This is a genomic window from Paenibacillus sp. DMB5 (genome assembly GCF_001517085.1).
GTDB lineage: Bacteria > Bacillota > Bacilli > Paenibacillales > Paenibacillaceae > Paenibacillus_AQ.
Map to the genome: position 1 here is coordinate 29782 of NZ_LRAC01000125.1, position 26231 is coordinate 56012.

General features: G+C 52.2%; 11 protein-coding genes and 1 pseudogene. All 12 read right to left on the reverse strand.

What is annotated here, in order from left to right:
- Positions 1-28: 28 nt before the first annotated feature.
- Positions 29-328, reverse strand: coding sequence for a helix-turn-helix transcriptional regulator (locus tag AWJ19_RS34155; RefSeq protein ID WP_241781779.1), 300 nt, complete (start codon positions 326-328; stop codon positions 29-31).
- A complete protein-coding gene (locus AWJ19_RS36725) occupies positions 226-1269 on the reverse strand; it encodes a hypothetical protein (RefSeq protein ID WP_068725367.1) in 1044 nt (347 codons plus the stop codon). The genes AWJ19_RS34155 and AWJ19_RS36725 overlap by 103 nt, the downstream gene beginning before the upstream one ends.
- Before the next feature lie 112 nt (positions 1270-1381).
- Positions 1382-3415: a methyl-accepting chemotaxis protein gene (locus AWJ19_RS16620; protein ID WP_068725369.1), complete on the reverse strand. Its 2034-nt coding sequence runs from the start codon at positions 3413-3415 to the stop codon at positions 1382-1384.
- A gap of 212 nt (positions 3416-3627) precedes the next feature.
- Positions 3628-4587 (reverse strand): radical SAM protein, encoded by a 960-nt coding sequence (locus AWJ19_RS16625; RefSeq protein ID WP_068725370.1) that lies wholly within the window; start codon positions 4585-4587, stop codon positions 3628-3630.
- A gap of 186 nt (positions 4588-4773) precedes the next feature.
- Positions 4774-5997 carry a stalk domain-containing protein gene (locus tag AWJ19_RS16630; RefSeq protein WP_068725372.1) on the reverse strand — a complete coding sequence of 408 codons (1224 nt, stop codon included), beginning with the start codon at positions 5995-5997 and terminating at the stop codon, positions 4774-4776.
- Positions 5998-6147: 150 nt separating this feature from the next.
- A pseudogene (locus AWJ19_RS16635) lies at positions 6148-7118 on the reverse strand (nucleoside hydrolase).
- A 105-nt stretch (positions 7119-7223) separates the two neighbouring features.
- Positions 7224-8402 (reverse strand): MalY/PatB family protein, encoded by a 1179-nt coding sequence (locus tag AWJ19_RS16640; RefSeq protein WP_068725374.1) that lies wholly within the window; start codon positions 8400-8402, stop codon positions 7224-7226.
- A gap of 66 nt (positions 8403-8468) precedes the next feature.
- Positions 8469-8840 (reverse strand): response regulator, encoded by a 372-nt coding sequence (locus tag AWJ19_RS16645; RefSeq protein ID WP_068725375.1) that lies wholly within the window; start codon positions 8838-8840, stop codon positions 8469-8471.
- Positions 8841-8990: 150 nt separating this feature from the next.
- Entirely contained in the window at positions 8991-9680 is a 690-nt protein-coding gene (locus AWJ19_RS16650) for a serine protease (RefSeq protein WP_068725377.1), read from the reverse strand.
- A gap of 22 nt (positions 9681-9702) precedes the next feature.
- The gene (locus tag AWJ19_RS16655) at positions 9703-18399 is read right to left on the reverse strand and encodes a chitobiase/beta-hexosaminidase C-terminal domain-containing protein (protein ID WP_198536584.1); all 8697 of its coding nucleotides are present in this window, start codon (positions 18397-18399) and stop codon (positions 9703-9705) included.
- Between the two features lie 150 nt (positions 18400-18549).
- Positions 18550-23511, reverse strand: a complete 4962-nt coding sequence (locus AWJ19_RS16660) for an S-layer homology domain-containing protein (RefSeq protein WP_068725380.1) — start codon at positions 23509-23511, stop codon at positions 18550-18552.
- Complete coding sequence (locus AWJ19_RS16665; protein ID WP_068725382.1) at positions 23493-26210, reverse strand: hypothetical protein; 2718 nt, start codon at positions 26208-26210, stop codon at positions 23493-23495. The genes AWJ19_RS16660 and AWJ19_RS16665 overlap by 19 nt, the downstream gene beginning before the upstream one ends.
- Positions 26211-26231: the final 21 nt, after the last annotated feature.

The window sequence follows — 26231 nt, forward strand, 5'->3', positions numbered from 1 at the left end:
TAAACAAGAGTGGCCTCTTTATTTGAGGTTAGCGGCTCCGCTGCAGCCGCTCCCGGTATTCCTTTGGACTTTTGCCGCTGTATTTCTTGAAGGCGCTGGCGAAATGACTGGAGCTGGCATAGCCGACGAGCGGTGCAAGGTCTGTGAGCTTCAGCCTCTCATCCGGCAGCAGCTGCTCGGCTCTGCCCATTCTGATCTTTACGGTATAATCAGCAAGCGGAATGCCTACGTGCTGCTTGAACTGCCTGTTAAGGTGCCCTCCTCCACCCCGAAGAGCTGCGCCGCGGCAGAAGGCGGCAGCTCCCAGCCGTAATTGCGCTCCACATATTTTCTGACGGCTTCCGCAAGCGCTCTTTCCGGAAACTGGCGGGCCAGCTTCACTTCTTCCATTACAAGCAGCCCCAGTGCAGACAGCTGCTCTGCCAGCTGTGCCGGAGAGGTACAGGCAGCAAGCGCTGCGTGACTGTTCCACAGATATTTACAGAGGGCAGTGCCTCTGAAGGCAAATTTCCCGGCGGCAACGTTCAGCAGGAGCAGGAGCCGCAACCCCTGATACAATTGGTTGGCAGACGGCTTCGCTGCAGCTTTGTCCGTTCCAAACAGGGCTACCAGCTCCCGCTCAAAAGCAAAGGTATCCGCAGTCTCAATCATTTGCAGCAGCCTTCGTTCTTCCTCCGGGGATAACCAGGACATGACAGGCATTACTGCGTCTGCAGCTCCGGAGCCCATACCGGGCCGGCCGGTCATATCCAGGGTGCAAAGGCAGGAAGCAAAGGCATTTCTCAGCCGCTTCAGCCCCTTAACCTCAAGACCGGCCGCTGAGATACACTCATATTCAATAACAGCCTCCAGTCTCTGTCCCAGCTCTGTCAGAAACCGGCTTGCACGGCCCGCATGCTCAGCACCTTCCCTGGCAGGAATCAGGAAATAGACCTGCAGCGGATTAGCCTCACTCACAAACGGATAAATATGCTTCCACCCGGCTGCCGCTTCCCGGCACACAAGCTGGAGTCCGGCACCTGCGGCAAGCTGCCGGCGCCTGAAGGCAGGTGATATTTCCTCAGGCGGCAGCTTGAGCTCAGCAGCGGCAAACCGCAGCCTGATACCCTCAGCGGCAAGGGGCGCCAGCTTGAGCTGGCGCAACCGTGTCCTGACCGGTTCCGTGCCCGGCCAGTCCTCCTGAATCAGCTGCAGGAGAAAGCTCTCCTGCAGCTGGCGCACTTGTCCGCGTCCCGTTTGCAGCTCCTCTTCCGGTGAGATTTTAACCATCCCTTATCCCCCTTATTTCAGCATTAAGCAGAACACTTAACATCCACAATAATATTCTTACTATTATTATGGACTGAAATACCTGGAAGAACCGCTGAGGAGTGAAATCGGATCAGATTTTGAACCTGTCTACCAGTACTTGCAGCTCTTTGGCGCTCTGGGTATTCTCATCTGCCATAGCAGCCTCATGGAAGGTCTTCTCGACAATGTCGGCGGTTTTTACAGCAATGTCCTGTACGCCGATCGCTCCTTCATTAACGGTTGCAGCAACCTCATTCACAGCAATAGCGATATTGCCTACGGTTTCGTTCAGATGATCGGCGGCTTCGGCAAACTGGCCCATCAGCTCATTGATCGTGGACGCATCTTCATTATACTGCTGGCTGACCTCGGTAAGGCGTTCATAGTCTGCGAGCACGTTCTGGTCGATGAAGGCCAGCACCGCCTCGGAATGCTCTTTCATCAGCTCGACTGATGAATACACATTTTTGACAACCCCCTGTATCCCGGATGCCGTCTCTGAGGATTTCTCCGCCAGCTTGCGGATTTCGCCAGCCACTACCGCAAAGCCGCGGCCCGCTTCACCTGCCCGTGCAGCCTCAATCGCCGCATTAAGGGCAAGCAGATTGGTCTGGCTCGTAATCGACAGGATGGTATCAGCAAGCACGTTAATCTCATGGATTGCGCCGGACTGCTCGATCGCTTTTTCCATTTCGGTTCTTACCGCTTCATAGATCTCCTTGGCCCGGTCTGTCGATTCTATGGCATCATGCTGAAGGGCAAGCGCACGCTCTGTAATATGGCCGGATACATCCGCGCCTTCTCTGACCCGCACGGAAATCAGCTGCACGTTGTTCTGGACTTCATGAATCGCCGCCGTCATCTCCTGGGTGGAGGCTGCCGTCTCCTCCATGCCGGCGGACAGCTGCTCTGTTGTTGCGGAGTTGTCGTGCGCATTCTCGCGGACATCAACCGAGAGCTTTTCCAGTAGCACCGCATTGTCCAGAACCTTGCCCGAAATTCCGACCAGGCTGCCGGCCATTTCGCGCAGAACCGCACGTGTATGGAACATCGCTTTGGCAATCGTACCGGTTTCGTCCTTGTTCCGGACCAGATGCTCGAACTGCTTGTCGTATTTCAGATCCAGCTCTGCCGTCCGGTTAATCAGCTCTGTCAGCTTGATAATCGGCGAGGAGATCCGGGTGGCCACAATAATTCCGATCAGCAGGGTCAGCAGAAGACTGCCCAGCCCGAGCAGGATAATATAGTTGGTCATGTTATCAACCGGCTGCATAATTTCACCCAGATCACCGGTCAGCACCAGCGTCCATTTGGTCAGCGGGAGGACAGTAAAGGCCGCTTTTTTCTCGGCTCCGTTATAAGAATACTGCACGTTGTCGTCCGCAACCGTCTCCCCGGACTTTACCCGTTCAACCACACCCTTGATCTGTTCATTCTCCACAGGGGAGCCGATCCTGGATTCATCCGGATGATAGAGGATATTGCCGGTCTCATCTACCAGATAGGCATAAGAAGAAGGGGCGTTGGCCACTTTGGCATCCGCCAGGTATTTGATGATGCTGTTCGCATTCACGGCTGAAGCCACGAACCCGATCATTTCGCCGTTATTTATTACCGGATGGGCAAAAGCCAGCACGTAAGCGCCTGTGGACTTCGACTTCAGTGTTTCACTGATCACTGCTGCCTTGGTCTTGATCACATTAATCGTATAATTGCGTTCGCTGAAATCTGTTCCCACCAGCTTCGTATCACTGTCGGCAATCCCGATCCCCTGCATGTTAACTACAAACATATGCTCAAGATTTCCTGCATCCTTAACCTGTGCCTGCAGTCTGGTATTCACTTCATTCACCAGTTCATCCCCGGCGGCCAGCTCACCGGCAGCATCCTTCAGCAGCAGCTCAGCAATTTCCGATTCTCCTGCTACCAGCTGCATGCTCCGCTTCTCTTTGTCTATCATAGCTTCAATAGTCTGTGCTTTGTTCGTGTTGACTTGTGCCATGGCAGATTCGGTGAGGTCCATAATAGTGCCTGTAGATTTGTAATACGTGAAAACTCCCATCATTGCTGTAGAAATCAGTATAACGGCGATCATCATAACCGATAGCTTCATCCGAATCTTCATTTGTAAGCACCCTTCCACCTTCATCTTATCCATCTTTTAAAAATCCTTAATTTTGTAACAATTATTACAATCTATATCGGATTATACCGGAGATTATTGTAGATGACATGAAGAATTTCAGCGAATTTTATCACAGTTTGTCGAATGATGAGACTAAAAATAAAGCCCTTTTTCTCCAAACAGAGAAAAAAGGCTTTATAATCATTGGCTGTCTATACCTCTGCCGGGAAAAGGGCGTCCAGCGCCGGACAAGGCTGCTTCTCCAGGAACCGCTCCAGCGGTTTAGGCATATTCGTGTATAGTTCGTTCAGCGAGGTACCCTTGTAGATGTTGCCGATAATGACCGGATGGCACAACTCGGAGATGAGAATATCACCGTTACCGTGCAGATGCAGCTGCTTCTTGCCTTCAATGCAGTGAGGGAAATAGACGCCCGGCTGCTCCTCAAAGCCCAGTCTGTCCATGAACCGATCCATGCAGGTGAAGTACAGGGTAGTGTCTTCCTTCCGGTTCGCAATCAGCTGGTTTACGGCATTCTTCAGATTCTCCTGTGCTGCGATCGCCTTCCAGCCGGTGTGGCCCATAATGATGCTGTTCTGGATTTCGTGGGTCCGTACCCCCATGGAATATACATGGTCGCTGATCTCCTGCATGTTATCCTGCGTCTGGTCGAACAGCAGCGTTTCCAGCACAACATTCACATCTGTTTTGGCGAACATGGTGATGTTCTCTCTGATTTTCTCGTAGACTGTCGGGTGGATGTTGTAATATTTCGAGAAGCCCTCAGCTGTCGTAAAATTAAATGAAATATGTATCGTGGTCAGGCCGGCTTCCACCAGCTGTTCGATCCGCTCTGCATTAAGCAGACTGCCGTTGGAGTTCAACTGGGTCTGTATACCGCGGGAAGAACAATAGGACACAATCTCCACACAATCCTGGAACTTCAGCGTAACCTCACCGCCGGAGAGACGTACCCGCGTCAGCCCCGGAAGCTCCTCCAGTATGCGGATAACCTCCTTGCCGTTGATAGCCTCTCCGTCATTTCTATTATAGGCGCAGCAGTAATCGCAGCGGAAATTGCAGTTCGAGGTAACGCCTACTTCAAGCCCCTCCAGCTCATACGTCAGCGGCTTATCAAGCTCCAGTGCTTTATATTTTATGCTCATGCTCAAATGTCCTCCTGTAAATAAAATAGTCAGCCTAAGGGTCAACCTTAAAAATTATAAAGGTTTCGCGTCCAGGTTAATGTGACATTTGTTGTGGCGGGTTTGTCCGGCATACAGCGGATAGACCAAAAAAAAAGAGACTGCACACGGCAGTCCCTTCCTCAAAACAAATTTATAATTCCACGGATTTACTCATCTCGTTCCATACCGGCTGCCGATCAGGCCCAGACGCCAGATGGCGATGCCTTTCAGCCCGTAGCGCTTCGCCAGGCCGATCTTCGCATTCACAGAGGTCTCATCCTCACTGAATACTGAGATGCCGAGAATCAGCTTGTCCTTGCTGACCTGCTCCAGCGCCAGGCGGATTCCCTGATCGACCATCGCCAGCGGCTCCGGTCTGGATTCATCTTCATAGGCGTATGCCATAATGACCAGATCATCAGCTAACGATGCCAGCGTCTTGTAGTCATAGCCCTTGTAGGAGCCGTTCAGCGGCGGCAGAATGACCGTCAGCTTGAGTCCTGCCGGACGTGCCATTGCCGCCAGGTTCTTCACGAATGTATTGAACTGGCTCTGTACTAGCTGCTTGTCTCCTGTCAGCCCAAGTCCTTCCAGATCAAGACCGATGCCCTGAAAGCCCTTCTCCGTTGCCAGCGAAACGATGCTTGAGATGGTCTGCTGCTGCAAAGCGGGGTCTTCCAGATTCTTGGTCAGCTCAAGCTCCTTATCCCCCGAGTAGACCATCAGATAAGGGGCCGTGCCTGCGGCTGAGGCGTTCTGGACAATCGATTCCGGTGTTACATCACCGTCTGCCTTCGGCCACCAGAAGTCCGTACTGTTTGTTGTAAACTGGCCGCTGCGGTCCAGCCGGCTCCAGCCAAAATGTACTGCATCAAAGCTGGGAATCAACGATACTTCACCGTAAGATTTCTGGGCGTAGAAACCAAGCGTATACAGGTCTCTTTGGGGAGAGGTGATGGACACGGTCTTTGTCGCCTGATTCCAGCTTACCCCTGCCCCGAACTGCTGGCCGAAGAAGCTGAGCGGAATCATCGTCGTGCCGCGAATGTTCTGCGGTGCTACAGCCAGCTTAACTGCTGCGCCATTGACTGTTGCCGTTGTACTGCCTAATGTAAGAGTGACCACCTTGGAGCCTGAAGCTTCGGTATTGGTCGCTGTAATTTTCCTGGCAGCCTGGTTCCACTCCACTTTAATGCCCAGCGCTTCGGAAATGGCCCGGAACGGCACCATCGTTGTTCCGCTCATTACGGCCGGTGACACCGGAAACGGCAGCGGATAACCGTCCAGCATAATAGTTACGCTGCCTGCTGCAGCCTGTGCGGGCTGTACAGAAAGAGCAGTAAAACCGCTCATCATTATTGCAGCGCATAATATCAGCTTACTCAGTCTTTTCATATCTTCTATTCTCCAATCTGCAGGATTTCTGAATGACGGACAATCACGACCCTATCATTTTACCAAACTAGCACATTTTAGCAAATTAATAGATTGTCACTTTTGAATGACGCCAATGACATTTCTTCAGAACCCTGCAGCCGGGAGAGCCTACATAAACGCGCTTAAAAAGATACCAACCGCACGCCGGGCATCCACTCCAACAGCTATCTCAATATATTCCCCTACCTTAGGCTGCGCCCGTAGATCAGCCACAACCATCCCTGAGGTATGCTCCCCCTGATGCTCCACACGGACCTTCATCTGCCGGCAGGTCAGCAGGTCCGGATGCAGCGCGGCCATCATGGCCAGCGGATCGTGCATCGGTGCGGCATTCATTATGTAATTCGCCTCCCGGTAAAAATGGAAATAATGCTGCAGAGACTGGTCCATAAATTCGATAACCGCCCGGTTCTCTTCCTTGCCGTGACGCTTCAGCAGTTCCAGATGTTCCGAGGTAATCAGCGTTTCCAGGGTTACATCCAGCCCCACCATCAGCACGGGCAGACCTGAGGTAAATACCCGGTCTGCGCCAGCGGATCGCCCCAAAGATTGGCTTCCGCTACCGGAGTCACATTCCCCGGCTTGAAAATCGTCCCTCCCATCACAACCACCTTTTTCAGCTTGGCTGTCAAATCCGGGTCCAGTTCAAGCGCCTGCGCCAGATTGGTCAGCCGGCCAAGCGTCACCAGCACAATTTCGCCGGGATGCTCATTAGCGAGTCTTACGATAAACGCTGCAGCATTTTCTTTAACCGGCAGCCGGGAAGACGGAGGGAGCTGAACGTCGCCAATGCCGTTCTCCCCGTGCACATGGGGCGAGAAGCCGCCAAGCTCACGTGCCAGCGCTTTGGAAGCGCCAAGGGCAACAGGAATTTCATAATCCGGCTTGGCCAGATCCAGCAGTCTGAGCGTATTGTCAGCCGCCTGTTCGACGCTCGTATTGCCGAAGACCATCGTAATTCCCTCTATTACTACACCCGGAGTACGGAGCGCGTATAGTATAGCCAGTGCATCATCAATTCCGGTGTCACAGTCAATTATCATTCGGGTCAAACTCATGTACAGTCTCTCTCCATTCATCTCTGTATTCAGCGTGGTCCAGTCAAGCAAAAAGCCTGCCGCGTTCCCCTGAACAGCCAGTGTTCAGGAGGATCTGCGGCAAGCTTACTGTAATATTATTTAGTTTTACTGCTGGACATAAGGTGCAGCCGCCCGGCTGAACCGCTGCAGGGCTTCAGCCAGCACTGAACGCGGACAAGCCAGATTGATGCGCAGATGGCCTTCGCCTTCAGGACCGTAAGTGGAACCCTCGTTAAAGGCCACTTCGGCCTCCTTGTACATCAGCTTTTTGAGCCCGGCGGCATCCAGCCCGAGTGCCCGGCAGTCCAGCCAGAGCAGATAGGTGGCTTCAGGCCGCATAACCTTGACTGCAGGAAGATGCTCTGCCAGATAGCTGATTGCATAGTCCGCATTTCCGGCAATATGCTGGATCAGCTCGTCCAGCCAGGCTTCTCCTTCATTGTAGGCTGCCTCTACCGCTTCCTGGGCAAAATAATGCGACATATGCAGGCTTAGCGCCTTCAGCTTGCGTTCGTATTTACGGCGCAGCTCCGGGTTTTTAGCCACAATATAAGAGGTCTGCAGGCCCGGCAGGTTGAAGGTTTTGGTTGCTGCCAGCGTGGTAACCGTAATGTCAGCAAGCTCCTCCGACAAGGAAGCAAACGGAATATGCTTATGTCCGGGCATGATCATATCGCAATGAATTTCATCGGAAATGACCGTTACCCCGTAACGCAGGCACAGCTCGCCCAGACGCAGCAGCTCTTCACGCTCCCAGACCCTGCCGCCCGGGTTGTGCGGGTTGCAGAGCAGCAGCAGCTTGGCGCCGCCCTTCATCACCTCTTCGAGATGCGTATAATCCATTTCATAACGCCCGTTGTTCAAAAGCAGCGGATTCTTGGCTACTGTCCGGTCGTTCATATTAATGACATCATAAAAAGGATAATAGACCGGCGATTGCAGAATTACCTCGTCCCCGGGCTCGGTAAGCAGCTCGACCGAAAGGCTGAGCGAGGTTACGATCCCCGGTGAATCGGTAATCCACTCCGGCTGAATCTTCCAGTCATGACGCCGGCTGTACCAGCTCACAATGGCCTGCTTGTAGGATTCGCCGGTTACACTGTAGCCGTAAACGCCTGACTCCACTCTGCGCAATATCGCTTCCTTTACCGCGGGCGGACTCTCAAAATCCATATCCGCTACCCACAGCGGCAGAATATTGCTGTTGCCAAACAGCTTTTCACTCTGGTCCCATTTATAGGATCGGGTATTGCGGCGGTCTATTTTGCGTTCGAAGTCATACATTCCTTCAATCCCCCATCTTTTAGGCTTTTCAGATTATTGTATCACAAGGGGGGGCAATCAGGCATCCTATACCGCATCACTGCCTTTACGCAGCCGTTCCAGGGACTGGCACAGCCTTTCCTCTTCAAACGGCTTTAAAAGATAATCCACAATTGCCTGGTCAAAAGCCCACAGCGCATGCTGTTTACTTCCCGTCGTAACTACGATCTGAATGGCCGGCAGCTGCTGCTTAATCTGCTCTGCCACCAGTACTCCCTGCAGGCCGTGGAGCTGAAGATCCAGAAACAGCACATCCGGCTGCAGCCCGGCCATCTGTTCCAAAGCGCTCTGCGGATGAGAAGACATCCCGATCACAGCGACTTTTCCTGACCTGTGCAGCATGGCAGCCAGCTTATAGAGATCCTCCTGATTCACATCCAGCAAAAACGCCCTAATCATTTCTCTCCCGCCTTTCACCAGGAAATTGGTTTAAAAAAAGAGCTGCCCTTGACGCCTGTCAAACAGACGTCCCGGGACAGCCGTGATTGAAGTTAATCCGCCTTCAGCTTTCTGCTTCTGCCAGAATAATGAGCTGCAGCACAATGCGTCTTATTTCAGCGCTGCCGGCAGCAGGCTGCGGAGATCATCATTGTTAATGATCAGATGAATATTATTCATCGTTCTGAGGGAACCGGAAATCACTCCGGCCAGCTGGCCGTGCGCATCCATCAGAGGCCCCCCGGACATTCCGCTTGCTATCTGTGCCGAAGTCAGAATTCTGCTGCGGCCGTTAATCTCAGCTGCAGGCGTGTTGACGATGCCCTCGGTAATAATATTCGTATTCTTTAGCGGGTACCCCAGTGCGAATACCGTCTCGCCGTGTTTTACCGCATTCTTGCGCACCTGAAGATAGGAATAAGCATTGTCTTTTATCTTCATCGCCGCAGGCGAAGGCAGCTCCAGCACCGCTAAATCCTTGAGCTCATCGTATTTGGTAACTTTGACAGGACTGATTACAGTCCCGTCTGCCATTACCCCTTCCATCCGCTCCGCACCCTTTACAACGTGGTACGCAGTGACCGCAGTGCCGCCGGGGGACAGGATAATTCCTGTACCCGTGGCACTTGCCGTTCCGTCGCTTTTCAGCACCCGCAGATAGAACATTGCTTTTTCTGCAAGCTGATAGGTCTGTTCAGCGTTGTTGACAACCGACGTATCGGCACTGGTAGTACCATTGTATAAGAACGCTGCAGTCAACAGGGATACTATAATGCAAAGATACGCCAGCTGTTTTTTCATCCGCTTATCATTCCTTTATCGTTTATTGCACTACTGACATGATATCTTTGAACGCCCAGTGGGTGGCCGGCAGATCCTTGTACTTCACAGCCGTTACAGTCAGCTTCTTCGTGCCGACAATCCGGTTGATCATTACGACTGCCTCCGCACGTGTAATCGGAGCGTTCGGTTTGAAGGTACCGTCAGGGAAGCCTTGCACATACCCTGCTCTGGACAGGGCGTTCACATACTGCTCGGACCAGTGGCCCTTCAGATCAGACTGTTTCGTAATGCCGGCAGTCTTGAGATCCAGATTAAGCACTGTAGTCATAATCTTCGCAAACTCGGCTCTTGTCAAGCCTTTTGTACCGCCAAATCCGCCGTCAGGATATCCCTCAATGATGCCTGCCGAAGCAAAGAATGCCGTCAGCGCTTCATGTTCAGCCGGCACATCATTGAACAGATTCCCTACATTTACATTCTCCATATCAAGCAGCGGCGCCAGGGAAGTGATCAGCTCATATCTGGTAATTGCTGCGCTTGGTTTGAACGTACCGTCTGCATAAGCAGTCATATACTTGGTCTCATTCGCTGTGCCCTTCAGGCTGTATTTGGCATTTTCAACCGCATACTCGATAGTGATAACTGTATCATCCTGATCGGTGATCATTTTGATAGTCATGTTTCCAGTAATGAGAAGCTCACCGGTATATTTCGTGCTGTTCACCGTCGGTGTGCTGCCGTCAAGCGTGTAATAGATGACTTGCCCTTCAGGCGCATTCAGCTTCAGCTTGCTGTTCTTGGCAACCTTCACCGGAGCCTCGCTGTCACCGTTAATGCTTGAGTTGCTGGTAACTGCTGTAATGGCAGGCTCTTTGGCAGGAGGAAGGAAGAATCCTCCTCCTCCTCCTCCGCTTACAGGAGGCAGAGTTTCCCAGTAACCAGTGATCACGCCGCTGTACTCTTTGCCCGGAGCAATGGTCACCGCCTTGATTGTTGTTGTGCTCTTCAGCACAATTGGCGCAGTATAGAGCAGTGATGTTTCATTTGGTATAGTACCATCCACTGTGTAATAAACATTTCCGCCTGGCTCACTGGTGCCCAGTTCCACAGTAACATCGTAATTAATAGTTTGAGTATCAGCACCTTTAACAAATACCGGTGCAGCAGCTGTTGCAGGGTATTTCACTGCAGGCTGGTTGATCATGATGCTTCTGCTTAGTCCTTGAGCGGATACCGTCAATTTAGTGCCGGCTCCATCTCTCAGTGTGCCAGTCGTACCGTTCAGAACAACGGCTGCCGGATCTGCACTCCAATTCACCCCGTCTGCACCTTTCAGTGCAAAGCTGGAGGCTACCCGGTTAATCAGGTCCTGCGGGCTAAGGATAACTGCAGCAGTGCTGAGCATTCCTTCCTTCGCCCCTTCAAAAGCAGTGAGTCCAGGGTAGTAGCCGTTATGCACTGTCCAGTGTCCTGCTGCAAGACCTGAAGGAAGCGTTCCGTTAACCAGTTCAGACGCTTTAAGTCCTGTGACATTAGAGGTGCCCGCAATGCCGGTTACAGCTTTGCCTTCAGCATCAAAGTAAGCCACATTCACCTTGAGCATTTGTGCATTGAATACAGAGCTGCTGATAGAGGCTTCTTTCGCCTTCTGTCCGGCAATTCCGCCGAAGAATGCCTGTCCTGGTGCAATCACACCGTTGACAGCTGCTCTAACCTCACCGGTACTCAGGGAAGAAGCAATGCTACCTTCTGCCGCATAACCGGCAATACCGCCGCTCCATGCCTTCTGTGTACCCTCTGCTGAGATTCTTCCTGCAGCATAACTGTTACTGATACTGCCGCTGTTGGTTCCGGCGATACCGCCGGAGACCGCTTCGGCTGCTGCTGTATTCACATCTGCGTAAGAAACGGAGTCAGAGATCACACCTGCAGGCGCATTCTGGCCGGTGATTCCGCCGGCTGCCTGTCCGTTCCCGCTGATGCCGCCGCCCGAGCTGGAAGCCGTGATAGCACCTGCGTTCACGCCGGTAATTCCGCCGATCCGTCCCGGACCTGATACAGTCAGGTTAACAGCATTAACCTTGCTGATTGTTCCTTCGTTGACCGCTGCCGCACTGCCCGCAGCTTCAGTACCCTGAAGGGCACCGCTGATGGTAACACCGGTGATGATCCCGGTACTGCGGTTAATTCCGGCAGCAGCTCCGGCATTTTTACCGGAAGCTTTAACACCGGCAAAGTTCACATTGGCAATGGTACCGAAATTCTCGGTAACAAATCCACTATAGGTCTGGTCAGCCGAGGTTATTGCCAGCCCGGATACTGTATGACCCTGGCCGTCAAATGTTCCAGTCAAGCTGTTGAACGGAACCCACGGCTTGCCTTCAAGATCAATATCCGCTCCAAGGAGCAGTGTATTGTATTCAGGCTTTTCAGTAGCCGTTCTGTTGTAAAGAACGTAGTAGTCTAAACCAGTCTCATTGTAGAGCAGGACTGCTCCGGTTAACTGCTCCGCAGAATTCAGTGTAATTACACCCTCTGATGCGTTATCCATGAAGGATGTATCATAATCAATGTTCCAGGCACCTGAAGCCAGCGGGTTCAGCGCCTCTTCTGGCGCCAGTTTCACAGCGCTAACTGCAGCACCGGCATTTTTGCCTACCGCTGCCAATGTGCCTACATAACTCGAACTATTGATTTTACCGTCACGGAAATTGTAGCCGACAAGTGCGCCCTGCTGGAAATCAGCTCCTGTTGCACTCGCCGTAATGGCTGGCACATTAGCATAAACATTGCTCAGGGTACCGTCATTGTATCCGGCAAAGCCGCCTGTAAAGGAACGGGTTGCCGATTTGATTCCTGTAGTAGATATTTTCGCCTGCAGTGCATAGGAGCTGCTGATGCCGGCATTTCTTTCTACAGCTGCCGCAAAACCGCCTGTACGTGTATCAAGAGCGGTGTTCGCCACATCACCTGATGCATAGGAACTGCTAATGCTGTAGTGGTCAACTGAACCGGCGAAGCCGCCGACATAAGATCCCAGTCTTCCGCTTACATTCAGTGCACCTGTGGCGTAAGAGTGTGTAATCTGTCCCTCGCGCACATCGGTATCACCGAGCAGACCGGCGAAGCCGCCTGCGTAAATGGTGTTGTCTTTATTGGTATCATTAATATTTATCGGAATGTCCGCATGGGAGTAAGTGATCTTGATGTGATCCCCCATACCCACAACTCCGCCGGTACGTGTTGCCGGCAAGGAATTCTCTAGTGTCAAAGCAGTCCCAACTGTAATTGCCTGTCCGGCAGGTGCTGCTGTTTCACTGTAATGAATCTCGCCGTCAGCTCCCTGACCGACAATACCGCCGACATTATAGACACTGCTGTCATCAGCCTTCAGGCTGTTGGCCGCGTAGGCATCCACAATAATACCGTTGCTGTAGCCTGCGATACCGCCGAGATTTACTGTTTTACCGCCGCTGACATTAAGTTCTGCCTGCGAGCTGGAACGGTAAACCGAAGCGTCGTTATTACGTCCGGTAACACCGCCGGCATACAGATCCATAATATGACCTGTACCACCAACTGTTACAATTCCGTTATGAACATTGGCAAGGTAGATGCCGCGGTATAATGGATACGGCTTACCGAAATCAAAGCCCTCATTAATATCACTGCTAGAAATGAGTCCGGCAATACCGCCTGCTGCTGCCTCACCTGTCTTGGCAGCTGCGTTCATTACTGGTGCTGCATCCACATTGTAAAGGATGCTATTGTCAGATTGTCCTGCTATACCGCCGGCAGCGACCGTTTCACCGGATGCCTGTATTGTGCCTGCAAATGAACTGTCGTTCATGGCTGCACTTACAAATTGTCCGGCAATACCGCCGATTACTGCATTCAGAGAGTCTGCAGCAGTAGCCAGCGTAACCTTGTTTACAGTTACATGGTCAAGGTCAAAGGTTTGGTTGCTGGCCGCAAGCCCCAGAGCCTTAAGTTTCATGCCCCCGAGAGTGCCTTCCTTAACGCCTACTGCTGCACCCACTATACCATTACCTGTAAGCTGGACTCCGTCTCCTGTTCCGGTAACGGTAATGTTATTAAGCACTGTGCCTGCCTCGGCATGTCCGATAACACCGCCCAGAATGGAGTCGAGGCCGCTTGCCTGCAGTGCTCCGTCAGTGAAGTTCACTTCCAGATCGCTTGCTGTTCCTGCAGTATAAGAACCGAATAGTCCGCCGGTAATGCTCTCCATTCCGGAGGAGGCAATCTGCAGTTTGGAGCTCACCTCGGACTTCAGTCCGGTTACATCACCGGTTTGCACACCTACAACTCCGCCGATTACAGCCTGATCCGCAGAGCTGCCGATGCTGCCGTCGATAGCAGTGACAGAATAGGTTGCTGCAGTCAGATCAGAGGTGTTATCACCGATGATACCGCCGGCAATTCCGCCGCTGTATACAGTCTCAACCCGGCTTCCGCCGTCAAAAGTGACGTGAAGTCCAGAAACTTCACCTGTGTTCTTGCCGATTACAGCTCCAACTGTTCCGCCGCTGATCTTGATGCCGTTCAGCAGCTTCAGATCCACGTTCGATACGGTACCCAGGTTAAGGCCGGCCAGAGCGCCGGTGAACTGGTTACCTGATACAGTCAAAGGCTCCAGATTAATATCAGATACTGCTGCATCTGCCCCTATAACCCCGAACAGTCCGGAGTAAGTGAATACCGGCTGCAGTGTCAGACCGTCAATCAGATGGTTGCCGCCGATGAAGGTTCCTTCAAATGCATTCTCTTCCTTGTCACCGATTGGAACCCATTGCTTAGATTGAATATGAATCGGGTTCATGATGGTGATTGTTCTGCCTGCGAAATTGAATTTGTCCACTCCGGCGATAGTGCCGTTGACAATGGACGCAAGACCCGCAAGCTCAGCTTCAGTAGTAATCTGGAAGCCGATAGCGTCCTTATCCTTCATGTACCAGTTGATATTGGCGTTGACATCATTGCCGAGGTCGCCGCCGGTATTGGCTTCACGGTTCACTTCAGGATATTTGTAATCGGCATTCAGAGAGCCGTATTTCCATGCGCCTGTGAAATCCCAGCCAGACAGGTCAGGGAACACGGTTCTGTCTTTCAGGGAAGCTGAAAGAATGGTCGTCAGCCGTACATGCACATTCAGCCACCGGTGGTTGCCTTCGGCAAAGTCCGGCAGATCCTTGTTGATGTTCAGCGACTCATCTTTAATATAGTAGGTTTTGTATAAAAGCTCTTTGCTGGCATTATCATAACGTCCGGCAAAACCGCCGGCATATGCGCCGTTAGCAGCCGAAACCTCAGCCGCAGAATAGGCATTGGATACTTTACCGTCCCGGATTCTGCCGATAAAGCCGCCGGCATAGGAATGATCACCTGTGGCAGCCACACTTTTTGCCACATAAGAATTCTTGACTGTTCCGCCGGTAAGCTCACCGATCAGACCGCCTACATTCGTATACACTCCGCTGGCGGTAACTCTGGATGAGGTGTAGGACTGCTCAACAGTACCTGCGCTGTTGCGGCCGATCAGACCGCCCAGGAATACAGATTGGCCTGCTGTACCGGTCGCTTTTCCGGTCAGATCAATGTCGATATAAGAGCCTTTAACTGCTCCGGTGTTCTCCCCTACCAGACCTCCGGCCAGAGTGCCTGCGCCTTCAATGGTCAGGTTGGCATTCGAATAGGTGTAGTAAAGCGTACCCTTTTCAGTGTTGAGACCAGCTAAGCCGCCAAAGGTTACGTTGTTGCCCTTGGAGGATACCGAGATTTTGTCTGTAATGCTGTTATTGGCAATCAGGCTGCGGTTCTCGCCGACCATTCCCCCAAGGACGGAGGACGGGGCCGTTGCAGCAATGCTGCCCAGTGTACGCGTGTTCTGAAGAGTGCTCACTGCAGTTCCCGGATTCATCACCGGATCACCGGTGCGGGCATCGTTAAGCCCGACAATTCCCCCGATGGTAGAATTGACCGCTGTTGCATTTACCTTCAAGCTGAGTGCTGTTACATAACTGTTAATAATAACTGCTGAATTGGTACCCAGGTTGTAAGCGGCAATACCCGCTGTTTTGGCGTTTGCACCATTGATGGTCAGGTTGAGCGTCTTTCCGACCAGGCGCTCCATTCTGGATTTGTCGTTATAGCCGACAAGTCCGCCCGTATAGCCGTTTGCGGCATCTTTTGTAGTATTAATAAGCAGGTTCTCCAGGTTGACAGTCGTTGTGTCACCGCTTAGCGTACTGTTCTCCAGTGCACCTGCCAGACCTCCGACTCTTGCCCCTGTTCCCTTAACGGAAATATTGACATAATCCGGCGCTGTTGCTGCAACGACTGGATTAACAATATCCGTAGCCTGGGCGTAACCGACAAGTCCGCCGGCTTTGACATCCGCACCATTAACAGTGACTACAGCCAGCTCGCCGGCATGGAATACCGGAGTGTTGATGCTTGCGCGGTTAGCAGCTGCATCCGCACCTGCCGAACGTCCGGCAATACCGCCGGCTTCTGTACGGATTCCGCCTGCTGTGATGCTTACGGCGTGTGCCGTTGCATCTGTAAGGGAGCCTGTATTCAAACCGGCAACCCCGCCCAGCAGCGCATCTGCGCCTTCAGAGCTGAGGATAATGTTCTCGGCAAGCACATATGGCGCTGCACCATGGTTCTCACCGAAAATACCGCCGGCATGGGTAGATGCACCCTTTGCCTTAATTTCAATACGCTCGGCATGGAGATGAAGCGCGGAAGTGCGGTTGACACCGACAGCACCGCCGACGATTCCGTTGTCCGCATTCATTTCAATGACAAAGTCCTTCGCCACAATCGGTGCTTCCGTTGTACCAATCACAGCCAGCGTGTTCAGGTTACCAGCTACTGTACCAAGTGTGTAGCCGCTTTTTCCGCTTTCAGTGATCAGTCCCACTCTGGCAGCCTGACTGTTAGTCAGAGTCAGTGCCTTGACATTAATACCGACAAGACCTCCGGCAGTAACATTATCTGCACCGGAAGCGGGGTTCTTCACCGCAGCCTCGATGGTAAGACTGTTATAATCTGCACTTTCGGCATCCCCGGCATAAGCGCCGTTGATTGTTCCTTGAGCGTTACCGGCGATCCCGCCGATTACACCGCCCTCAAAGGTTGCTTTCAGGCGGATGTTCTTTACTACTGCATTGTTAATCGTTCCGTCCAGATAACCGGCAATCCCGCCGATTGTTCCGTCAGAAGTGATTGTTGGAATAACGGACGCCGCTTTGCCAGTCTGCGAAGCCAGAATGCTTCCGCCTACTTCATAACCGGCAATACCGCCGGTATACACATCTGCCGAGCCTACGGCATCAATGGCACCGGTAAAGGAGGCATTGGAAATACTTCCGCCTGCATCATAGCCGGCGATTCCGCCTGTGTAAACAGAGGTTCCGCCGCTTGTCTGAATATGTGCAGTGTTCTGGTAAGCATCTACTGCAGGGTTATTTAGAACAATCCCGCTCGCAGCGTAACCGATAAATCCGCCGGTGTAGATATTTTGCGAACCTGTAGCCGTTACATTTGTAGCATTGGTATATTCTTTGGTCCATGTAACCGTACTGGCCGCATAACCGGCAATACCGCCAGTATGCACATTCGTTCCGCCGTTATTGGTTACAGTTGCCGTATTGACAAAAGCAATACTGAAATCAGGGTTTGTCACAGCTCCCACTGCACCGAAAAGGCCGCCGGCATACGTGCCGGTTGCTGACGGAGCATTGATGCTTACAGCACCGCTGTTGCTCGTCGAATCGGAGAACACTGCTGTGTTGTCGATTCCTCCGACAATACCGCCAGCATATACTGTTGCTCCGCCATTTACGGTGACGGCTGCACTGTTGCTGATAACCGTATCTTCATCATTCATAGTCACAGAGCCGATGGCATGGCCTGCGATACCTCCGGCATAGATGGAGTCGCTGCCCTGGCCGTTAGCAAGCACAGCACCGGTGTTTGATACCTTTTTAAGCTTCAAACCGCCGGCGTCTCCGTAGCCTACAATCCCTCCTGCAGCAGATGTGCCGTTTACTGTGATGGAGGCATTATTAAATGAGTTGGCAACCGATCCTTCACCCATCCCGACGATACCGCCGGCGTAACTATGGTAAGGCGCGCTGTCTGTAGCAATCTTAAGGTTATTTGTAATGTCGTACACAATGCTTGTGCCGGCCATTTTACCGACTGCAGCCCCTGCATACACATCGTAGGTGACGGTAGTTACGCTGATTGCACCGTCGTTCGAGAACACAAAGCCGCCAACGGTTCCGTCAATCATATTGCCTACCAGACCCTGGTAGGACAAACCGGATGGCACCTTCATTTGAGAAATGGTGATCATGGAGCCTTCTTTGGAAATCAGCGTTCCGCGGAACGGATGCTCTCCGTTACCGATCGGCACCCAAAGATACGCACCGAGATTCATGTTACGGTCAATTTCAAGAATTTTACCGCTAAACCCGTTTACCTTGCCGCCGTCTGCGTCAATATCTTCATTGACGAGCTTCGCCACCCCGGCGAGCTTGGCTTCTGTATCAATCTTGAAGGTTGTATAAACCGGGTTGTACCATGACGTATCCGCTGCACTCGACCAGGTCTGCCCGTCGGCTTTAACCATAAGGCCACCGGCAACCGCTGCGATAGTCAGAACTATCAGTGCAACCGCCAACCCAAGGATTGATTTTTGCTTCATTGCCATCATGACACCACCTTAAATTGTTTGAAATGCTGTACAGTAGGATACCCGCATCAGCTTCTCAGCTGATGCGGGCCCTGCTGTTCTATTGATTGTCTGTAATATACTGGTCCAGTCTGATTGCAATCGTAGCTGCTTCAGCACGGGTCAATGCACGGCCGGGTTGATTTTACCGTCCACACCGCGGATGATGCCGTATTTGATGCTGAGTGCTATCGACTGCTGAGCCCATGCCGGAATGGAATCCTTGTCAGCATATGCTGCGAGAATTTGCGCAACCTCAGCTTCGCTGAGCGTCTCGCCGCCGGCGCTGATAACATTTAGGAGTCTGCCGACCATAGTCATTGCTTCCATCCGTGACAGGGTAGCCTGCGGTGCATATTGACCGCCGTTCTGGCCTGTAACGATACCCAGCTCAGCAGCGATCGATACGCTGCGGCTGTACCAGCTGCTCGCCGTCACATCCGAGAAATTCTGCTTACTGAACGGATTGTTCATCAGACCTGCCACTCTCAGGAGAATCGTCGGCAGCTCTGCGCGGGTAACCTTGGACTGAGGAGCAAAGCTGTCAGCCGATTTACCCAGCACAAACAGTTTACCGGAAGCGGCATTGATATCCTGCTGAGCCCAGAAGCCTGCAGCCACATCCTTGAATGCCTTCTTGTTACTGATGAAGAACAGGCTTCCTTCGCCGGTCAGCTGTACATCCACAGCAGTGCTGTTGCTATTCAGCTTCCAAGGTACTGTTGTCCAGTTTCCGCCGGCATCCTTCAGAACCACTGCGGTAATTGCGCCGGCAGTAATGCCAGACGGGATCCCTACATTGGCTTTGAGAGCAGGAGCCCATTTGCCGGAAGGCAGATTGACGGCGACATGTACCCCTTCGCCCGCTCCCAGAACAGTGAAGTTCTGCACTGATGCGATTGTGGACATGGCTGTCTTATCAGCAGCTGTATTGCTTCCGATGCTGATCTGGAGCGGACCATTCAGTCCGGACAGATGCTCCGGTGTCAGGACAAGTAATCCGAACGGAACTTGGATTACCACTTTCTTCTTGGCTGTAACAGCCTGCTGCACAACGCTCTGATCAACAGTAATATCGAAGCCTGCAGCAGCTGAATCTGTACTGCTGATTGCAATATCCCCGCTGCCCTCTGCAGCTTTGCTGCTGTCAGTCAGGTGAATTACAGCTGTTGTTCCATTCCAGGCTGCTTCTGCATCCTGGCCGTTGAGCGTCACCGCCGGTGCCCCCGTCGGTGCCGGAGTCACTGGCAGTGCCCCGCCGCCGCCGCCGAAGCCACCTCCTCCTCCGCCGCCCGTTCCGCCAGGCTTATTGGTGAAGATATTGGCATCCGTAATTGCTGCTGCCATTGCCAGCTTATTCATAGAGGTCCGCTTGGCAACAACGATGACATCACCGATTTTGACAGGAACAATGCCATCGCCAGGCAGCACCTTCCAGCTGCTCAGATCAGATTTAAACTCCGGAAGCACTGCATTCCCTCCGCTGTAAATCTTGTACGCCAACTGCTGACCGGTCATATCTCCGGAATCAGAAACCACAACCTGCGTATGGGCAGTATCAGTTCCTACAATTGCCGCCGAGATTATGAGGCTGCCCAGCTTCACAGGCTCAGGCACTTCAACCGAAGCAACCGTGTAACCCTGGATTGTTACTCCATCTGCTACTGTGTACTCCCCTGTAATCAGGCTTGAGCCTGTTGCAAGGGCTGTAACGGTAGTAGTGCGCTGCTGCGTTGCTTGATTAACCACTGTCTCCACATCAACCGAATCCCCGGATGCTACAGAATAGGTGATTTTGCTCATGTCACTTTGACTTACTTCGACTTGCTTATATTTCGTCTTTCCATTTTCATCCTTGCCGTCGGCCACTTTAATATAGGCCTTGGTAATGATGCTCTTCTCACCAGGCTGCAGGGAAGGAACCTGTTCAAGAATCAGCGCTGAAGGAACATCAAAGCTTTCATTGGAGATGTTCACAACTGCCGAATTTTCATTGCCCGCACCATCTGTAGCGGTGAACTGAAGCGCAACAGTCGGATCAGCCGACGCCACAGGCACTTGAGCATTAAAGGTGCCGTCTTCAGCAACCGGCACTACCGTACTGCCTACTTTCAGGAGAGTTCCCTTTGTAGTAGTCCCTCCTACAGTGATCTTGTTGCCCGAACCGTCGTTCACCGTTCTTGCTCCGGTCGCCGGCTGGTCAATGTAGAGCACAGGCGCAATGGTATCAACTGTCAGATAAAGCATGGTTACGGAGAGATCCTTGGTTACTGTATTGGTTGCCCGCAGTTCTACAGCAAACGGTCCGTCTGTCTGGAACTTGGTCAGCTTCAGCGTACCCTGGCTTCCGCTTGCAGTATTGCTGAGTGCTACCTTGCCGATTGATTCTTCCGCGTAGAACGCTTCAACCGTTACATTCTTCTGATCCGAAGTAAACGTCAGTGTCTGTTCCGTTTGCTTGGTAAGCAGATTGATGTAATCACCGGTGTTCTCCACGGTACCTTGGCCTGTCACATTCAGCTTAGGCTTAACAGGTACAGGAAGCAGCTTCTTCGCAGCAGCAACCCGGTCTGCGTAATGATAATTCTGGTTTTTGTCATCAGCCTCGGTCGGAACAGTTGCTGCCGACACGCCGATTTCGTATTCATAGCCGACTTCAAGACCGACATACTTCACATCCTTCAGGTCCATCGTGGTGCCTTCCAGACTGCCCAGCTCCACAACATCTGATGTAGAGGTTGCAGACCAGCCGCCGATCAGAATATCTTCATACTTGCCAGTTGCCGCATTCCAGTAAGGGGCAAGCTCGGTTTCCGTAAACAGGATTTCGCCAAAATTGTCATAATCCTTCATTTCGCCGTCCTGCAGACGTTTTGCATCAATAATATAGCTGTGCTCATAACCGCTGTGTCCAGCCTTCTTCGCTCCCGGTTTGAAGGAAAGGGCAAACAGTCCGTTTCCTGCCGGTTCAACCTTCAGATCACTGACGTTCTGCGGTGCATACGGATCAACAATCTCGAACTTCTGCACCGACGTCTTCGTAGCGAAGGTAGCGCTGGACTTCAGCTCGGCACGCAGATAGTAATTGCCTTGTCTCAGCAGTCCGCGGATATCCTCCGGATTGCCCATGAGGGTTACATTGGTTACGTCAATGCTTGTGCTTCCGCTGGTTACTCCGCCGTTGACGCCGCCATTTTGGCCAACCGGAATATCCTTGGCGATCAGCAGACCCGGATCACCTGCTTCAAGCACGGGCTCTCCGTTGTCCAGCGTAGTTGTTGTCTGGGATACGGCGTCCTGGGCCAGATACAGATTGATTGTATCCCCTTCGGCCGCATTCGCTACTTTCCAGGAAGCGTTGAACTTGTTTGCATTCGAGCTGTCCTTAGCCAGAACAATATCGTTCAGCTGCGGTGCAGTCGGTACGTTCAGCAGCTTGGTCTTGACAGGGGAAACCGCCGTCAGTGTCCATGTACCGCCATTTACCTTATCTGCTGGTACGATGATATATGCTTTACGCACATCCACCTGGTCTTTTGAATTTGCTGCCGGAATGTACTGGGTGAACGCATTGGCAGTCGGGTCTGTATTCGTGTTGTCGAATTTAACCGGAAATACCTTGCCGCTTCCATCCTTCAGCGTGAATTCCGGACGATCCTTGGATTCATATTCCATTTCAATAACCGCATTACCGGTTACATTATCCATTGGAATTTCATGCACTCTGCCGCTGTTTTTAACCGTGATGCCGCCTACGCTGACGTTCAGTGAACCATTTTCAACGTATTCCACACCTTCGGCAACTTCGCGGTAGACAATTTCCTGATTCTCCTGCTCAGCTGCCGGAACAGCGGCTTCGGAGGTTGCTACGGTCTCAACACCCTGTCCGATAACCATCAGACGAGGTCCGAGCTCAGGGTCATCTACAACAAGATGAATCACGCCATCCGGAAGCTGGTCTGTCGAGGTTCCGAATTCAACCCCGCCGCCCCAGTAATAGGTGATTCCGAGCGAGATCAGCAGAATGCCGATGCTGCCCCATACCTTATCATTGTTGACTCCGAGGAACATGCTGGAAAGCGGCATACCGCCGACTATCGGCACATCATTAGGAATCTGGACCTTGGAGCCGATATAGCCTTCAAAATCGGTGCGGTTCTTCTCGAGATTCTGCCCGACAAAGATCCCCGCTTTACCGATAATGATATCCCAGCCGCCGATATCCATCTCTGCCTCAACGCGCACGAACCAAGGAGTAACCCACTGGGCTTCGAGCAGCGCTTTGGTCAGCATCGGCAGCTTGTCATCGTCTTCCGGGTCTGCCATCGTGGAGAAATCCATCTTGCCTTCCACTTTCAGTCCGGTCCGTTTCACCGTCAGATCGACATCTCCGAAGAAGTAAGCCGGAGCCATACCGAAGCGTAAGCTTACACCGGCTGACACAGTCAGCGGGAACGGATCATCCTTGCTTCCGCCGGCAATGGTATCCGCAAGCTCGCGGACCGCGCCGCGGATTCCTGTCAGGTACGTAGCACCGGTGATCAGAATACCCGGAGAAGGAAGTCCTGCTCCGAAGGCAATGACATCCGGCAGGATCCGGCCGTCTCTAACCTTCTTAAGGGACAGCTCAACCGATACTTCGAGCATGTTCTTGAGCTGGGCATCAAATGCCAGCCCGTATTGGTTCTCTACCGGCTCTCCGCCGATATCCTGGACAAAGTGGGTGACTGTAATTTCACCGCTTGGGCTTGCCGGACCGTCCTCATCCTCTTTCTTGGCGCCTTCCTTCTTGGGTCCGAATAAGCCAACTTCCTCACCCAAGTCGAATTTGAGAGCCGCGTCAATGCCGACAAAACCTTTATCATTGAACACAACGTTGTTGATCTCTGCATTAATAATCTTCATCGACAGGGAACCGCCGAAGGAGATTCCGCCTTCTCTTAACATAAAGTCATTAAAAGAAAGTCCAAAGCCGTCAATCGAGAAGCTCGGCGCTGCGAACAGCGACTGTCTGTTGAAATACACATCCTCGATCATTACCTGACGCAGCGGATTCAATCTGTCGCCTACGCCCCCGACTGCCATTTCAGGCTGCCGTTTTGAGTATCATCTTCAGGGTTCGTATTTTCTTCTTCCTCTTCTTCTTCCTCGTCATCACCTGTGCTGGCCGATGGAAGGTTAAAGTTCTCATCACCCAGTGACTTGTTGAAGCCGTTGAAGAAATCCAGTGTCCATTCCCCTTTATGGAAAATAAAACCGCTGCTTGCTACACTCAGCGTTCCGTCCCCTTTGATGAACAGGGTATCCAGGAACGGCATGTCATCTGACTGCGTTGTTCCGAAGATGTCCAGCTTACCGCGGACAAACGCCAGATCTTTACCTGTATAAGCTACAGCATCATTAATAATGGCCGGTTCAGTCTTGGTATCAACAATAACCTGCTCGTCAGCCTTGGAGCCGACCTGCTTGATCATCCCGCGGATGACAACAACCACTTCGCGGTCAATTTCCTCTTCCTCTGCTTCAGCCTCGAATGCCTCCAAATCTTCCTCGGAGTCAAACAGCATGTAGTTGTAGAGAGGCGTTTCTTCAAGCGCTTCATCATCCATGAATTCACTCAGCTCGAACTCCGGATCAACGGCCTTGCTGGCCATTCCGATTACCGCTTTGGTCTTTTTGTATTCCGTTACTGCATTATAGAGGAAGGCTCCGTCTTCAAACGGCTCGTCCGGGAACAAGCTGTTCAGATCGTCGAGCAGATCTCCGCTTACAGACGATCCGTTAGCAATGCCGCTGACATCCACCAGCTGCTTGTATACGACCATAATGCCGGCTTCGCGGATCCGCGATTCGTCATTATCGGATACGATAATAGTCTGTTCAGTGGTGATGTCATACATCGAGGCAATTTCCTCGTCACCGCCAGCATCGCCCTTGTAGTCAATCTCCACCTGGTATTCACCGAGCGGAAGCTCAGGTCCCAGGCCTTCTTCGATTACATTGCCGGCCTCATCCACTTTATCTCCGCCGCGGTAAGTGATTCTCATATCACCGGACATTCCGTCATCAGTCGGCTGCATAACTACAGCATCCTGGACGTTAACCTTGTAGCGTTCACCGGTCACTGTCTCTTTCAGATACAGATCAAAGTTAGGCGCAGTCGTCTCGTTGCCTGTATTGTAGGCTTCGATGTTCGACAGGTTGACGGTCATATACTTCACGTCTGTACTGTACAGCTCCTCAGGAGACATTCCATATACATAGGTCGGTGTTGCCTCGCCTACCGGCGGAAGCAGAATGAAGTTCGATTTGTTCGACTCATACTGTGCTTTGATACTTTCATCCGCCATACCCTCAATCTCACTCTGGGTCTCCGGACTGCGTGCTGTAATCATATATTCGCGGGTAGTAGGCCAAGGTCTGCCTTTAGCCTGCACCTTGAACGATGCGGCAATCGTATCACCCGGCTTGTACTTCGGCTGGATGCCCTGCTCCGCTTCTTCAGGCGATGCCGTCTTCTTGAATTCCAGCGTCCGGCTTCGCGTGTTCTCAAGCACCGCATTGCCGTTCGCATCTCTTACGACGTTCCCTTTACTGTCAAGTCTGACGAAGTTCAGCCCGCTTTCGAGCGTAAGCTGCACTTCAATCTTGGAATGCTCCATGTTAAAAGCGGCCAGATTCTCTACCTCTGCAGTGATATCGAAAATGCCCTCATCCCGGTAGGCACTGTCATCCTCAAGAGTCGCCAGCTGCTGAATCTGATCTACATAGCGGATCGAGAATACTTTATCCGGAGCAATGATTTCCCCGAGGCCGTAAATGGTCTCGAAGCTCTGGGAACCGCCGGCGGCAATCTTGTCCGGGTTCCAGTAGAAGGCGACTGCAGAGTCGGCACTTCCGTAATCATTGGTGTCACGGGTGAAATCCAGATTCGGGTTCACCTTGTAATCCCATTTGGTGTTGGCCAGCCCGTTCCAATGGCCGACAATCATCTCGTCCACAATATTGATATTCTGCTCGGCAATATTGTTGAAGCCGTAGGCGACAACATTGGTCGCCTGCGGATTGGTCAGGTCCAGCTTGTCACGCATAACCCAGTAGGAAGGAAGCTTGTACAGCGCTGCATCCTCTTCCGGAATGCCCGCTGCCCGCGGGTCATGCACCAGCTTTCTTTCTACCATCAGCGGAGCCTGGTAGGCAGTGCCGATCTGGAACAACGGCCCGTCATTGGCGCCGACCATTGTATCCAGCAGGATCCGACTGCCGACCTCAACGACAGCTCCGCTCTTGTTGTTGACTTCATAGCGGATATTGATATTACCGGAATTCACCATATCCTGGCTGTCGGTGTAGAGCATCAGGATCTGCTTGATCTCTACGCCTTTGATTTTCCACAGCATTTCGAGCTGCTTGGTTCCGTTGGAGTTCTCCACAATCTGCGGTGCTGTGGTTTCGGAATAAAACTTGCTGTCGAACTTGTATTTGTTGCCGTAGATATAATCTGTTCCGTCAATCCGGAACGTCGTAAACGACGTTTCCGGATCATCTCCCTGGAACAACAGATTGGTAGTCTGGTCCTTCTTGCGTATTGGCTGGCCATCCACTGTACGGACACCGTAACGGCCCGTAGCGTTATCCACAGTGACTTTGATGAAGTCATTGGCGATCGTGGTTGTATTCGTCGCCTTGGCCGCATCCGCCAGGGCATGCAGGCTCTCTGATGTAGACAGGAATACCATCACAAAGGAGAGCATCATCGCACACGTTTTTTTAAGCAGCTTCACCTATAGTCCCCCTGTTCATAG

Excerpts from the sequence above, each read along its gene's own strand:
- AWJ19_RS36725 (WP_068725367.1), bottom strand. The coding sequence starts at position 1,269 with ATGGTTAAAATCTCACCGGAAGAGGAGCTGCAAACGGGACGCGGACAA.
- AWJ19_RS16620 (WP_068725369.1), bottom strand. The coding sequence starts at position 3,415 with ATGAAGATTCGGATGAAGCTATCGGTTATGATGATCGCCGTTATACTG.
- AWJ19_RS16630 (WP_068725372.1), bottom strand. The coding sequence starts at position 5,997 with ATGAAAAGACTGAGTAAGCTGATATTATGCGCTGCAATAATGATGAGC.
- AWJ19_RS16640 (WP_068725374.1), bottom strand. The coding sequence starts at position 8,402 with ATGTATGACTTCGAACGCAAAATAGACCGCCGCAATACCCGATCCTAT.
- AWJ19_RS16645 (WP_068725375.1), bottom strand. The coding sequence starts at position 8,840 with ATGATTAGGGCGTTTTTGCTGGATGTGAATCAGGAGGATCTCTATAAG.
- AWJ19_RS16650 (WP_068725377.1), bottom strand. The coding sequence starts at position 9,680 with ATGAAAAAACAGCTGGCGTATCTTTGCATTATAGTATCCCTGTTGACT.
- AWJ19_RS16655 (WP_198536584.1), bottom strand. The coding sequence starts at position 18,399 with ATGAAGCAAAAATCAATCCTTGGGTTGGCGGTTGCACTGATAGTTCTG.
- AWJ19_RS16660 (WP_068725380.1), bottom strand. The coding sequence starts at position 23,511 with ATGGCAGTCGGGGGCGTAGGCGACAGATTGAATCCGCTGCGTCAGGTA.